This window comes from Serratia marcescens (assembly GCF_029846115.1).
Lineage (GTDB): Bacteria > Pseudomonadota > Gammaproteobacteria > Enterobacterales > Enterobacteriaceae > Serratia > Serratia marcescens_L.
On record NZ_JARVZZ010000001.1, the window covers coordinates 1,367,014 to 1,379,291 of the forward strand.

15 protein-coding genes are annotated in these 12,278 nt (G+C 56.4%); 8 read left to right on the forward strand and 7 right to left on the reverse strand.

What is annotated here, in order from left to right; translation table 11 throughout:
* On the forward strand, positions 1-348 hold the full coding sequence (locus QDT79_RS06290; protein ID WP_025159589.1) for a gamma-glutamylcyclotransferase family protein: 348 nt from the start codon (positions 1-3) through the stop codon (positions 346-348).
* Positions 349-401: 53 nt separating this feature from the next.
* On the opposite strand, the gene ppa is transcribed toward QDT79_RS06290, so the two are convergent.
* A complete protein-coding gene (gene ppa, locus QDT79_RS06295) occupies positions 402-932 on the reverse strand; it encodes an inorganic diphosphatase (protein ID WP_004933594.1) in 531 nt (176 codons plus the stop codon).
* Between the two features lie 260 nt (positions 933-1,192).
* Between ppa and QDT79_RS06300 the strand changes: the two genes are divergently transcribed.
* Positions 1,193-2,746 (forward strand): methyl-accepting chemotaxis protein, encoded by a 1,554-nt coding sequence (locus tag QDT79_RS06300; RefSeq protein ID WP_308316295.1) that lies wholly within the window; start codon positions 1,193-1,195, stop codon positions 2,744-2,746.
* 45 nt (positions 2,747-2,791) lie between these two features.
* Here the strand turns inward: QDT79_RS06300 and fbp are convergent, their stop codons facing one another.
* The gene (gene fbp, locus QDT79_RS06305; RefSeq protein WP_004933587.1) at positions 2,792-3,796 is read right to left on the reverse strand and encodes a class 1 fructose-bisphosphatase; all 1,005 of its coding nucleotides are present in this window, start codon (positions 3,794-3,796) and stop codon (positions 2,792-2,794) included.
* Positions 3,797-3,965: 169 nt separating this feature from the next.
* On the opposite strand from fbp, the gene mpl reads away from it, so the two are divergent.
* Positions 3,966-5,345 carry a UDP-N-acetylmuramate:L-alanyl-gamma-D-glutamyl-meso-diaminopimelate ligase gene (gene mpl, locus QDT79_RS06310; protein WP_033636810.1) on the forward strand — a complete coding sequence of 460 codons (1,380 nt, stop codon included), beginning with the start codon at positions 3,966-3,968 and terminating at the stop codon, positions 5,343-5,345.
* 188 nt (positions 5,346-5,533) lie between these two features.
* On the opposite strand, the gene yhcN (QDT79_RS06315) is transcribed toward mpl, so the two are convergent.
* From yhcN (QDT79_RS06315) to argR, 3 genes are all read right to left on the reverse strand, one after another.
* Positions 5,534-5,797: a peroxide/acid stress response protein YhcN gene (gene yhcN / locus QDT79_RS06315; protein ID WP_063991612.1), complete on the reverse strand. Its 264-nt coding sequence runs from the start codon at positions 5,795-5,797 to the stop codon at positions 5,534-5,536.
* Between the two features lie 120 nt (positions 5,798-5,917).
* On the reverse strand, positions 5,918-6,181 hold the full coding sequence (yhcN, locus tag QDT79_RS06320; protein WP_063991659.1) for a peroxide/acid stress response protein YhcN: 264 nt from the start codon (positions 6,179-6,181) through the stop codon (positions 5,918-5,920).
* Positions 6,182-6,584: 403 nt separating this feature from the next.
* Positions 6,585-7,055, reverse strand: coding sequence for a transcriptional regulator ArgR (gene argR / locus QDT79_RS06325; protein ID WP_004933572.1), 471 nt, complete (start codon positions 7,053-7,055; stop codon positions 6,585-6,587).
* Positions 7,056-7,519: 464 nt separating this feature from the next.
* Here argR and mdh point away from each other — a divergent pair, with 464 nt between their 5' ends.
* Entirely contained in the window at positions 7,520-8,458 is a 939-nt protein-coding gene (gene mdh, locus QDT79_RS06330) for a malate dehydrogenase (protein ID WP_004933569.1), read from the forward strand.
* Between the two features lie 66 nt (positions 8,459-8,524).
* Here mdh and QDT79_RS06335 read toward each other — a convergent pair whose 3' ends face one another.
* The gene (locus QDT79_RS06335) at positions 8,525-8,785 is read right to left on the reverse strand and encodes a helix-turn-helix domain-containing protein (RefSeq protein WP_016929333.1); all 261 of its coding nucleotides are present in this window, start codon (positions 8,783-8,785) and stop codon (positions 8,525-8,527) included.
* A gap of 181 nt (positions 8,786-8,966) precedes the next feature.
* Between QDT79_RS06335 and QDT79_RS06340 the strand changes: the two genes are divergently transcribed.
* Entirely contained in the window at positions 8,967-9,323 is a 357-nt protein-coding gene (locus QDT79_RS06340; RefSeq protein ID WP_063991611.1) for a DNA-binding protein, read from the forward strand.
* A 48-nt stretch (positions 9,324-9,371) separates the two neighbouring features.
* On the opposite strand, the gene ispB is transcribed toward QDT79_RS06340, so the two are convergent.
* Positions 9,372-10,343, reverse strand: a complete 972-nt coding sequence (gene ispB, locus QDT79_RS06345) for an octaprenyl diphosphate synthase (RefSeq protein WP_063991610.1) — start codon at positions 10,341-10,343, stop codon at positions 9,372-9,374.
* Between the two features lie 270 nt (positions 10,344-10,613).
* Here ispB and rplU point away from each other — a divergent pair, with 270 nt between their 5' ends.
* From rplU to QDT79_RS06360, 3 genes are all read left to right on the forward strand, one after another.
* Positions 10,614-10,925 carry a 50S ribosomal protein L21 gene (rplU, locus tag QDT79_RS06350; RefSeq protein WP_004933561.1) on the forward strand — a complete coding sequence of 104 codons (312 nt, stop codon included), beginning with the start codon at positions 10,614-10,616 and terminating at the stop codon, positions 10,923-10,925.
* Between the two features lie 17 nt (positions 10,926-10,942).
* Positions 10,943-11,200, forward strand: coding sequence for a 50S ribosomal protein L27 (gene rpmA / locus QDT79_RS06355; RefSeq protein ID WP_004933559.1), 258 nt, complete (start codon positions 10,943-10,945; stop codon positions 11,198-11,200).
* Between the two features lie 105 nt (positions 11,201-11,305).
* Positions 11,306-12,277, forward strand: coding sequence for a DMT family transporter (locus QDT79_RS06360; protein WP_063991609.1), 972 nt, complete (start codon positions 11,306-11,308; stop codon positions 12,275-12,277).
* Position 12,278: the final 1 nt, after the last annotated feature.

The following is a 12,278-nucleotide window of genomic DNA, read 5'->3' on the forward strand; positions in this document are numbered from 1 at the left end:
ATGCGAATAATTGTCTACGGCAGTTTACGGCGCAAACAGGGAAACAGCCATTGGATGACCAACGCCCAATGGCTCGGCGAGCACGAGCTCGAAGGCTACCAGATTTATAATCTGGGCCATTACCCGGCGGCGATCCCTGGAGAGGGCACGATACATTGCGAGGTGTATCGTATTAACTCATCGATTCTGGCAGAGCTGGACGAACTGAAAAGCAACACCAAGGACTATAAGCGCGAGCTGATTCAGACGCCTTATGGGAGTGCGTGGATCTACCTGTATAAACACAGCGTGGATGGTTACCCGCGAATTACCAGCGGTGACTGGCTGAAACGCCTCGAAGAACAGTAAGAAAAAAAAACACCGCTCAATGAGCGGTGTTTTTTCATCGGACGGCGGCGAAATTACTTCTTGGCGGCGCGTTCGAAGGAGGCGATGATTTCCGCTTTAGCCGCGGCAGCGTCTGCCCAGCCTTCCACTTTCACCCATTTGCCTTTTTCCAGATCTTTGTAGTGCTCGAAGAAGTGAGCGATCTGGGCTTTCAGCAGTTCCGGCAGGTCGTTCACGTCTTTCACGTGATCGTACTCTTTGGTCAGCTTGCTGTGCGGTACCGCAACCAGCTTGGCGTCTTCACCGGCTTCGTCGGTCATTTTCAGCACGCCAACCGGACGGCAGCGGATCACGGAGCCCGGCTGCAGCGGGTATGGGGTTGGAACCAGCACGTCAACCGGGTCGCCGTCCAGAGACAGGGTGTGGTTGATGTAGCCGTAGTTGCACGGGTAGAACATCGCGGTGGACATGAAACGGTCAACGAACAGCGCGCCGGTTTCTTTGTCGATTTCGTATTTGATTGGATCGGCGTTGGCCGGGATTTCGATTACTACGTAGATGTCTTCCGGCAGGTCTTTGCCAGCAGGGACCAGATTCAAGCTCATGTCGGTTTCCTTTAATCATCAAACCAGAAATGGAGTGGCGGCTATTATAGCGGACTCTTTTGCGATTTCCTGCCCTTTTCATCGTTGAAAACCCAGCGTGCCGGCGCACGGAGAATTTCCAGATTAATCCCGCCGCGGCATGAAGTTTTGCCTCCGCCTGCCGATAACTTCAACAAACAATAATGAGCCAGCAAAGCTGGCTCCGCGTTTTGCCACCCCTACTACGTCTGATCTCACTATTCTGAAGCCGGGAAGAACTCATGCTAAAAAAGATTACGGTGAAGGCTGGGCTGATCGCCCTGCTGAGCCTGATGACCATGCTGCTGATCATGGTCAGCGTTATTGGCGTCAACGCGATTAACGAAGGATCGCGCTCGATCCATACCTTGAACCAGATCCTCGGCGAAGAGCTGGGCTCGCTGGCCAACAGCTCCAATCTGACGCTGCGCGCCCGAACCGCCGCCTCGCTGGCGGTGCGCCAACGGGAGATAGGCCAGACCGATGTGTCCGATGCCACCGTGGGCCGCATCTACGGTTACCTCGAACAGTCGAACAAGGAAATGGCGCGCTTTGTCGGCGTCGGCACCGTGACCGATCGCGGCCGCGAACTCTCCAATCGTCTGCAAAACAGCTATCACGCCTATCTGGAGCAGGGCGTGAAGCCGATGGCCGCCGCTATCAAAGCCGGCAAGATTGATGAGTATTATCACATTCAGGAGACGCGCATCTCCGCGTTGAGCATCGCGTTTGAAAAGGATCTCAGCGATTTCCGCAGCTTTGCCATGAAGCTCGGCGCGCAGCAGGTGTATGACGCGGAAAGCAACGCCAACACCAAGATCTCGTTGATCGTGGTGGCGGGCCTGCTCAGCGTGCTGCTGGCGGTGCTGACCTGGTTCGCGCTGCGGGTGATCATTCTGCGTCCGCTGGACGAATCCATCGCGCAGCTGGAACACATCGCCGGCGGCGATCTGACCCATGAGATCCGCGGCGAGGGCGATACCGAGATGGGCCGCCTGGTGCGAGCGATGCAGCGCATGCAGCAGGCGCTGGCCAGTTCGGTCAGCAAAGTGCGCGACGCCAGCAGCCAGATCGACACCGGTTCACGCGAACTGGCGGCCGGCAACCTGCATCTGGCGCAGCGCACCGAAGAATCGGCCGCTTCGCTGGAAGAAACCGCCGCCAGCATGGAACAGCTGACTTCGACGGTGAAAATGAACGCCGAGAACTGCGAGCAGGCCAATCAGCTGGCGCTGAGCGTGTCTGATATCGCCAACCAGGGCAGCGACGTGGTCAGCCAGGTGATGAGCAAGATGCAGGCGATCACCGACAGTTCGCGCCGCATCGCCGACATCATCAGCGTGATGGACGGCATCGCCTTCCAAACCAATATCCTGGCGCTGAACGCGGCGGTAGAAGCGGCGCGGGCCGGCGAACAGGGCCGCGGTTTCGCGGTGGTGGCTGGCGAAGTGCGCAGCCTGGCGCAGCGCAGCGCCCAGTCGGCGAAAGAGATCAAAGGGTTGATCGAAGCGTCGCAAAACCGGGTGCAGGAAGGCGAGCAGATGGTGGAATCGGCGGCGCAGACCATGAGCGGCATTACCGGCGAAGTAGGCCGGGTGACGGCGTTGATGCGTGAGATCTCGGCAGCGACGCGCGAACAAAGCAGCGGTATCGAACAGGTGAACCTGGCGGTGGCGCAGATGGATCAGGTGGCGCAGCAGAATGCGGCGCTGGTGGAAGAGTCGGCGGCGGCGACGCGCTCGCTGGAAGATCAGGCTCAGCTGCTGGCGCAGAGCATGGCGGCGTTCAAGCTGTAAGGCGATAAGGGTTCGGCGCGGCGCCGAACCCTTGCCAGAAATGCGTTACTCGTCCGGGTTTTCGGCGATGAAGCGTTCCGCGTCTTCTACCATCGACTTGGTGCCGACGAAGAATGGTGCGCGCTGGTGCAGTTTCACCGGCGTGATGTCCAGAATGCGGTTTTTGCCGTCGCTGGCCTTACCGCCGGCCTGTTCGGCCAGGAACGCCATCGGGTTGCATTCGTACAGCAGGCGTAGCTTGCCTTGCGGGTGGCTGGCGGTGCTTGGGTAGATGTAGATGCCGCCTTTCAGCAGGTTGCGGTGGAAGTCCGCCACCAGGGAACCGATGTAGCGCGAGGTGTAAGGGCGCTGCGTCGCTTCATCCTGCTCCTGGCAGTACTTGATGTATTTCTTCACGCCGAGAGGGAACTTGATGTAGTTGCCTTCGTTGATGGAATACATGTTGCCGCTCGCCGGGAAGCGCACTTTCTCGTGGGAGAGGCAGAATACGCCCAGAGACGGGTCGTAAGTAAAGGCGTGGACGCCGTAACCGGTGGTGTACACCAGCATGGTGGACGAACCGTAAACCACATAACCCGCTGCGACCTGGGCGCTGCCCGGCTGCAGGAAGTCTTCTTCGGTCACCGGCGTGCCGACCGGCGTGATGCGACGGTAGATAGAGAAAATCGTACCGACCGAGACGTTGACATCGATGTTGGACGAACCGTCCAACGGATCCATCAAAACGACATACTTGGCATTTTCAGCTCGCTCGCCGTCGAATATCACGATTTCATCTTCTTCTTCGGAAGCGATACCCGCAACTTCACCACGCGCTTTCAACGCCGCTTTCAGTTTTTCGTTCGCGTACAGGTCCAGTTTCATCTGAACTTCGCCCTGTACGTTGGACACCCCGCTGGTTCCCAGAATATCAACCAGGCCGGCCTTGTTGATGTCGCGGTGGATGATTTTGGCGCCCAGTTTAATTGCAGAAAGTAACGCGGTCAGCTCGCCGGTGGCGTGAGAGAAGTCGTGCTGTTTCTCGACGATAAATTCGCCTAACGTTTTCATGACACAATCCCTGAATCTACGGATGGATAGCGGCCTGTTAACAAACCGCCAACGTTTTCGCGTGCAGTGTAGCCCAAAGATGCGCGTTATTCATAGGCAAATCCATTTCTTCTGGACGATTCTGAGCGTTAGAATATGCCGACATTCGATGCACTCACATGAGAAACCTATGCGCATTCACATTCTTGGGATCTGTGGCACCTTTATGGGCGGGCTGGCGATGCTGGCGCGTTCACTGGGGCATGACGTCACCGGTTCGGACGCCAACGTCTATCCGCCGATGAGCACGCTGCTGGAGAACCAGGGGATCGATCTTATTCAGGGTTATGATCCAGCCCAGCTGGATCCGGCACCGGATCTGGTGATCATCGGCAATGCCATGACGCGCGGTAACCCGTGCGTGGAGGCGGTGCTGGAGCGTGGTATCCCTTACGTTTCCGGCCCGCAGTGGCTGCACGACGCCGTATTGCGCGATCGCTGGGTACTGGCGGTCGCCGGCACCCACGGCAAAACCACCACCGCCGGCATGGCGACCTGGATCCTCGAGGCCTGCGGCTATCAGCCCGGCTTCGTCATCGGCGGTGTGCCGGGCAACTTCGACGTATCGGCCCGCCTCGGCGGCAGCCCGTTCTTCGTGATCGAGGCCGACGAGTATGACTGCGCGTTCTTCGACAAGCGTTCCAAGTTCGTGCACTACAGCCCGCGCACGCTGATCATGAACAACCTGGAGTTCGACCACGCCGATATCTTCGACGATCTGAAAGCCATCCAGAAACAGTTCCACCACCTGGTGCGCCTGGTGCCGGGCAAAGGCAAGATCATCCTGCCGGACAACGACAGCCACCTGAAGCAGGTGATGGCGATGGGCTGCTGGAGCGAGCAGGAGCTGGTGGGGGAAGAGGGTACCTGGCGCGCGCAGAAGCTGACGCCGGACGCCAGTCATTACGCGGTGTTCCTCGACGGCGAACAGGTCGGTGAAGTGAACTGGGCGCTGGTGGGCGAGCACAACATGCATAACGGCCTGATGGCCATCGCCGCCACCCGTCATGTCGGCGTACAGCCGGCGGACGCCTGCCGCGCGTTGGGCGATTTCATCAATGCCCGCCGCCGCCTGGAGCTGCGTGGCGAAGCCAACGGCGTCACGGTTTACGACGACTTCGCGCACCACCCGACGGCGATCCTCGCTACCCTGGCCGCGCTGCGCGGCAAGGTCGGCGGCACGGCGCGCATTCTGGCGGTGCTGGAACCGCGCTCCAACACCATGAAAATGGGCATCAGCAAAAACGATCTGGCGCCTTCGCTCGGCCGTGCCGACGAAGTGTTCCTGTTCCAGCCGCACCACATTCCGTGGCAGGTGGCGGAAGTGGCGGATGCCTGCGTGCAGCCGGCGCACTGGAGCGCGGATCTCGACACGTTGGTGGACATGGTGGTGAAAACCGCACAGCCGGGCGATCACATTCTGGTGATGAGCAACGGCGGTTTCGGCGGTATTCACGATCGTCTGCTGGACGCGCTGGCGAAAAAGCAGGAACCGAAAGTCACCTACTGATCGCTCAACCACATCAAGGGCCGCGTTCGCGGCCTTTTTTTCGCCCATAAAAAAGCCCTCGCGAGCGAGGGCAACGGGGTTCGTCGGATAGGACGACGAGAGGGTCTCTGGGAAATCGGCGTTTGCGTCAGAACTCGGCAGTGGCAGTGACGAGGGTAATCAGCTCTGCAAAGCCGTTCCCAGAGTTGTTATTTGTAAATCTCGGCGGTGGCGTGGTAGTTGCCTTCGTTACGCGCTTCGATCACGCGGTAGGCGGTCGCGCCTTTAGCGTCGGCTTTCTCCGACAACGCCTGGCGAATGTCGGTCGGCGCGCCGTCGATGCCGCTGACGGTAATGGTGCCGATAGATTGCAGGTTGGCGGTCTGATCGTTAGTCACCAGCTGGGCGGCAGACGCGCCGAAGGCGATGACAGACAGCAGGCCGAATGCAGCAAGAGTAGTTTTCATGTTCATGGTAGCGATCCTTGGTCATAACAGCCTGGAAGGGCTTGGCAGCGATTTTTATTCTTGAAGGCCGTTACGACAGCGTTTGATTCCAGAGATGTATTGCCCGTTGCCGGGTAATGCCGGTACTTATTTGTAGATTTCAGCGGTTGCGTGGAAGTTGCCTTCATTGCGGGCTTCGATCACGCGGTAAGCGGTCGCCCCTTTGGCGTCAGCTTTGTCGGACAGCGCCTGACGAATGTCAGAAGGCGCAGCGGCGACGCCGCTCACGGTGATCACACCGGCCGGCTGCAGTTTTGCGGCCTGAGTTGCGTCAACAGATTGTGCTGCGAATGCACCAAATGAAAGCATGGACAGAACGCTCAGGGTTGCAACGGTAGTTTTAATTTTCATCATCTCACCTCATCGTATTCTTTTATCAGTTCCAACGAACTGTGATTCAGTTCACGGAAATGAGTATACAGCTAGTAACGTGAAAAATTAATAGTTCGCTAACAGTTGCTAGTGAAACTTTAACCTCATGATCCTTATTTTTTATAACCACAAGGAATAAAAAACGCTCATAAAACGATCTTTTGATGTTAAATTTATGTAATTTCAATGAGGTAAGTGCTTTTGACCAAAAGTGCGGAAGATCACAGTGGGTACTGCTGGTTACATGGAGATGTCATGGAAATGTGTTGCTGAGGGATAAAAAAGCAGTGTTAAACGCGGTGGCGGGTAGGAAAGGTAAGGCGAAGGTTAAAGAAGCGCTAACAAAGTGCGGGCTACAGCCGTACTTTGTTAGCGCCAGGTTTCACAGCTCTTGCTCGAATACGCCCAGAATAGCTTCATGCAGTTTCTGAGCGGTAAAGCCGTTGGACGGGGTGACGAAAATCGTATCGTCGCCGGCAATCGTGCCGAGGATGCCCTGGGATTTACCCAATGAGTCGAGCAGGCGGGCGATCAGCTGTGCGGCGCCTGGGCTGGTGTGGATCACCACGACGGCGTCGTTATGGTCGACGTCCAGCACCAGATTCTTCAATGGGCTGGTAGTGGTCGGCACGCCGAGTTCGGCAGGAAGGCAATACACCATTTCCATTTTGGCATTGCGCGTACGTACCGCGCCGAACTTGGTCAGCATGCGCGATACTTTGGATTGGTTAATGTTTTCGAAGCCTTCTTCTTGCAGCGCCAAAACGATCTCGCCTTGAGAACTGAATTTTTCTTCTTTCAATAACGCTTTGAACGTCTTGATCAGATCTTCCTGTTTTGCGGGATTACGCATTTTGCACCGTGGAATGTTGATAGTGGAAGTCATGATTATGCATATAGATGAATTTTTATGCAACAAAGGCCGACCCAAAGAAAATAAACATGACCGGGCGGCGAGGAAAGGGCGCCATTTTAACAAAATGCGGCCGCGATGAATATGCCCTTTTGGCGACGGAAAATCGGCCTGCGGTGGTAAATAAAATGTTATTAAAATGATGTTGTTCTGATGTTGCGTAAGGGTGTAATGTAACGGCCGGTTAACTTGCTCGTGAATAACCTCGCACTATTTTTGATTAGTGTGCGCTATGCCCTTCATGCGTAAGCGATTTAATCTAAAATGGGCGCGACAGCGGCCGTTTTATTACACCTGCAGGCAAGAATTGGCTAATTTATTGTTTTTAAAGGTGTAATAACTTAAGGTCCGTAACCAACACATTCACGGCGCTTTATATATTTAAGATAATAAAGGAGTATAGGATGAAAGTTGCAGTTCTCGGTGCTGCTGGCGGTATCGGCCAGGCCCTCGCCCTTCTACTCAAAACCCAGCTTCCTTCAGGTTCTGAACTCTCTCTCTACGACATTGCCCCTGTTACCCCAGGCGTTGCCGTCGACTTAAGCCACATCCCAACCGCAGTTAAAATCAAAGGCTTCAGCGGCGAAGACGCGACCCCGGCTCTGCACGGTGCGGACGTGGTGCTGATTTCCGCCGGCGTGGCCCGTAAGCCAGGCATGGATCGCTCTGATCTGTTCAACGTTAACGCCGGCATCGTGCGTAACCTGATTGAGCAAGTGGCGAAAACCTGCCCGAAAGCCTGCATCGGCATCATCACCAACCCGGTTAACACCACGGTCGCCATCGCGGCGGAAGTGCTGAAAAAAGCCGGCGTTTACGACAAGAACAAACTGTTCGGCGTGACTTCGCTGGATATCATCCGTTCCAACACCTTCGTGGCCGAGCTGAAAGGCAAGCAGCCGGAAGAGCTGAACGTGCCGGTCATCGGCGGCCACTCTGGCGTGACCATCCTGCCTCTGCTGTCGCAGATCCCTGGTGTGAGCTTCACCGATCAGGAAGTGGCGGATCTGACCAAACGCATTCAGAACGCCGGCACCGAAGTGGTGGAAGCCAAAGCCGGCGGCGGGTCTGCAACGCTGTCCATGGGCCAGGCGGCCGCCCGTTTCGGTCTGTCTCTGGTGCGTGCGCTGCAGGGCGAGAAAGGCGTGGTGGAATGCGCGTACGTTGAAGGCGACGGTAAATACGCTCGCTTCTTCGCGCAGCCGCTGGTGCTTGGCAAGAACGGCGTTGAAGAACGCAAAGATATCGGCACCTTAAGCGCCTTCGAGCAGAAAGCGCTTAACGAGATGCTGGACGTGCTGCACAAAGATATCGAGCTGGGCGAGAAGTTCATCAATAACTGATCGTTGCCGATAGTCAGCCGATAAACGCCGCCGGACGCTGTTCCGGCGGTTTTTTTTGCTCCGCGTTCACGATTTTATGCGTGCCTTACGATCCAGGAGGCAATCGTTGTGCGGATCGTAATAGCGGCTTGGCCAGATTTCCGAAGGGTGGATGCCTATCGCTTCGGCGATCAGCCATTCCCCCTTCGGCCACGGGCGCGATAGCGCGTTGGCCAGCGTCGATGAGCTCAATCCGGCCTTGCGCGACACTGCCGCCAGCGTGGTGCCCTGCTTGCGTAGCGCCGCGATGATATCTGCCGGGTGCCAATCTGGGTTCCTTGAATTCATGTTTACATTCCTTTTCTGATTAGCCAAAGTTGCGTTAGTGGTATAACTAACGGGTCAAGGTTAAGTGCTTGAACAACGTGAAACGCTTATTAGGAAACCAGAATACCATTAAATTTCCTAAAAAATACCCGAGTAATTTCCAAAAAATGACGTTGCCCACTATTGCCCAGAGATGATGGCTATGAAAAACGAGTGGTTTGCCGCCAAGGAACTGACAGGCATCGCAGGATTACCCTCCTCACCACAGGGAATCAATCTGATGGCCCGGCGCGAAGGCTGGGTCAGCCGCAGGCGTAAAGGCGTGCAGGGAAAAGCGTTGGAGTACCATATCGACAGCCTGCCTTCAGGTGTGCGTAACCTGCTGGTGCTGAAGGAAGACGGGGCGGCATATGACGTAGAACGCCAGGAACCGTTGGCGGTCTGGATCGAGTATTACTACCATTTGACGGAGAGCGAGCGCGAGAAAATGGTGGCTTTCCTGATGCGGGAAGGGATCGGCGGCCTGTTGGCGCGCATCGACGAAGAGAGCAATAGCTAGGCAGGCCCGCGTACGCGGGCCTGATGTTTTTTAAGAAATATTTATTTCTTAAAAATCGCGTTGCACCGCCAGATGGGCCAGGCCTTCCAGCGCCGTACGGTGCTCCGATGCCGGCAAGACCTGCAGCGCGGCGATCGCCTTGTCGGCTTCTTCTTCGGCGCGTTTGCGGGTGTACTCCAGTGAACCGCATTGTTGCATCGCCTGCAGTACCGGCTCCAACAGGTGACGACCGTTGCCTTGCTCAATCGCACCGCGGATCATGTCACGCTGCGCGTCGTCGCCGTTGTGCATCGCGTGCAGCAGCGGCAGGGTCGGTTTCCCTTCGTTCAGATCGTCGCCGGTGTTTTTACCCAGGGTGCTGCCGTCGGCGCTGTAGTCGAGCAGATCGTCGATCAGCTGGAAAGCGGTGCCGAGGTAGCGGCCATAGTCTTGCAGCGCCTGCTCCTGTTCGGCGCTGGCGCCGGACAGGATCGCCGACGATTGCGCCGCCGCCTCGAACAGGCGGGCGGTTTTGCTGTAGATCACCCGCATATAGCTTTCTTCGGTGATGTCGGGATCGTGCACGTTCATCAACTGCAGCACTTCACCTTCGGCGATGACGTTGACCGCCTCCGACATCAGCGCCAGCACGCGCAGGGATTCCAGGCTGGTCATCATCTGGAAGGCGCGGGTATAGATAAAGTCGCCGACCAGCACGCTGGCGGCGTTGCCGAACGCCGCGTTGGCGGTGGCTTTGCCGCGGCGCATGTCCGATTCGTCGACGACGTCGTCATGCAGCAGCGTGGCGGTATGGATGAATTCGATCAGGGCGGCCACGGTGACGTGCTTGTTGCCTTCATAGCCCAACGCCCGCGCCGCCAGAACGGCGATCATCGGCCGGATGCGCTTACCGCCACCACTGATAATGTAATAGCCAAGCTGATTGATGAGCGTGACATCGGAATTCAGCTGTTCGAGAATTGTTGCGTTCACGGCCGCCATATCTTGCGCGGTTAACTCGGTAATTTGCTCTAGGTTCATTGTGTTTTTTTCAGCTGTGTTTCTCTTCACCGCGTTGAGATCGCTGCTCACATCGGTACATGGCGGTAACTGTCCCTATGATTGTACTTGAAAAACGGTTCAGATAAACGCCACGAAAGAAACTGCGCTTTTTTTCTTCTTTTTTCTTGTTCTGGTCTTATTCTGCTCTTGTCATGCGCTGCTTTTTTGCGTAGAATTCGCGCCCTATTGTGAATATTTATAGCGCGCTCTGAACTAACACAGTCGGGCACGCGGAAAGCGGAGTTTTATATGTACGCGGTTTTCCAAAGTGGTGGTAAACAACACCGAGTAAGCGAAGGTCAGACCGTTCGCTTGGAAAAGCTGGACATCGCAACTGGTGAAGCGGTTGAGTTTGACCAGATTCTGATGATCGCTAATGGCGAAGATATCAAAATCGGCGTTCCTTTCGTCGATGGCGGCAAGATCAAAGCTGAAGTTGTTGCTCACGGTCGTGGCGAGAAAATTAAAATTGTTAAGTTTCGTCGTCGTAAACACCACCGTAAGCAGCAGGGCCACCGTCAGTGGTTCACTGACGTTAAAATCACCGGCATCAGCGCTTAAGTTAGGAGAGCGGATTAATGGCACACAAAAAGGCTGGCGGCTCGACTCGTAACGGTCGCGATTCAGAAGCTAAACGTCTGGGCGTAAAACGCTTTGGCGGCGAAGCAGTACTGGCAGGCAGCATCATCGTTCGTCAGCGGGGCACCAAATTCCACGCTGGTACCAACGTGGGTTGCGGCAAAGACCACACTCTGTTTGCTTTGAAAGACGGTAAAGTCAAATTCGAAGTTAAAGGCCCGAGCAATCGTAAATTCATCAGCATCGAAGCTGAATAATTTTTCGAGCCTTACGAAATAGATGTAAGCCCCGCAATTCGTTGCGGGGCTTTTTACATTTATGGGTTGCCTGAGGGCAGGCCCGTCAGCGTTGGCGAAGGTGATATGGATACGAAGCAGCAGGTCGGCGTTGGCATTTCTCTGGCGTTAACCACGGCGGTTTGCTGGGGCGCGTTGCCGATCGCGATGAAAGAAGTGTTGGTGGTGATGGAGCCGTTTACCGTTGTCTGGTATCGCTTTACCATGGCCGCCATCGGCTTGGGCGTGATCCTCGCGGTGCGCGGCAAGCTGCCGCCGCTGACGATGTTCCGCCAGCCGCGTTGGCTGCTGCTGTTGGCGATCGCGACGGCGGGGCTGCTGGGCAACTTTGTGTTCTTCAGTTCCTCGCTGCAATACCTGAGCCCGACGGCGTCGCAGGTGATTGGCCAGCTGTCGCCGGTCGGCATGATGTTCGCCAGCGTGCTGATTTTAAAAGAACGCATGCGTATCACCCAGGTCATTGGCGCCCTGATGCTGATTTGCGGACTGATGCTGTTTTTCAACGTCAGTCTGATAGAGATCTTCACCCGGCTGACGGACTACACGCTGGGCGTCATGCTGGGCGTGTGCGCGGCGATGGTCTGGGTGAGCTACGGCGTGGCCCAGAAGGTGTTGCTGCGCCGACTGGCTTCGCCGCAGATCCTGGTTATGTTGTACACTTTATGTGCGATAGCGTTGTTCCCTCTGGCCAAACCCGAGGTGATTTTCCAGCTGAGCGGCTGGCAATTGGCGTGTCTGCTGTTTTGCGGCGCCAACACGCTGATCGGCTATGGCGCGCTGGCAGAGGCGATGGCGCGCTGGCAGGCGGCGCAGGTGAGCGCGTTGGTTACGCTGACCCCGCTGTTTACCCTGCTGTTTTCAGATTTATTGGCGCTGGCCTGGCCCCAGACTTTCGCCGCGCCGACGCTGAACATCGTCGGCTATGTCGGTGCGTTTGTGGTTGTGGCGGGCGCCATGTTTTCCGCAATTGGTCACCGGTGGTGGCCGCGACGGGCAGAACCCCCCCTGGTTGCTCCTTTGAAGCAGCCCGGTGAATGAT

Coding starts and splice junctions, on each gene's coding strand:
- yhcN (WP_063991612.1), bottom strand. CDS start 5,797: ATGAACATGAAAACTACTCTTGCTGCATTCGGCCTGCTGTCTGTCATC.
- argR (WP_004933572.1), bottom strand. CDS start 7,055: ATGCGTAATCCCGCAAAACAGGAAGATCTGATCAAGACGTTCAAAGCG.
- rpmA (WP_004933559.1), top strand. CDS start 10,943: ATGGCACACAAAAAGGCTGGCGGCTCGACTCGTAACGGTCGCGATTCA.
- rplU (WP_004933561.1), top strand. CDS start 10,614: ATGTACGCGGTTTTCCAAAGTGGTGGTAAACAACACCGAGTAAGCGAA.
- ispB (WP_063991610.1), bottom strand. CDS start 10,343: ATGAACCTAGAGCAAATTACCGAGTTAACCGCGCAAGATATGGCGGCC.
- QDT79_RS06340 (WP_063991611.1), top strand. CDS start 8,967: ATGAAAAACGAGTGGTTTGCCGCCAAGGAACTGACAGGCATCGCAGGA.
- QDT79_RS06300 (WP_308316295.1), top strand. CDS start 1,193: ATGCTAAAAAAGATTACGGTGAAGGCTGGGCTGATCGCCCTGCTGAGC.
- QDT79_RS06290 (WP_025159589.1), top strand. CDS start 1: ATGCGAATAATTGTCTACGGCAGTTTACGGCGCAAACAGGGAAACAGC.
- ppa (WP_004933594.1), bottom strand. CDS start 932: ATGAGCTTGAATCTGGTCCCTGCTGGCAAAGACCTGCCGGAAGACATC.
- fbp (WP_004933587.1), bottom strand. CDS start 3,796: ATGAAAACGTTAGGCGAATTTATCGTCGAGAAACAGCACGACTTCTCT.
- mdh (WP_004933569.1), top strand. CDS start 7,520: ATGAAAGTTGCAGTTCTCGGTGCTGCTGGCGGTATCGGCCAGGCCCTC.
- yhcN (WP_063991659.1), bottom strand. CDS start 6,181: ATGAAAATTAAAACTACCGTTGCAACCCTGAGCGTTCTGTCCATGCTT.
- QDT79_RS06360 (WP_063991609.1), top strand. CDS start 11,306: ATGGATACGAAGCAGCAGGTCGGCGTTGGCATTTCTCTGGCGTTAACC.
- QDT79_RS06335 (WP_016929333.1), bottom strand. CDS start 8,785: ATGAATTCAAGGAACCCAGATTGGCACCCGGCAGATATCATCGCGGCG.
- mpl (WP_033636810.1), top strand. CDS start 3,966: ATGCGCATTCACATTCTTGGGATCTGTGGCACCTTTATGGGCGGGCTG.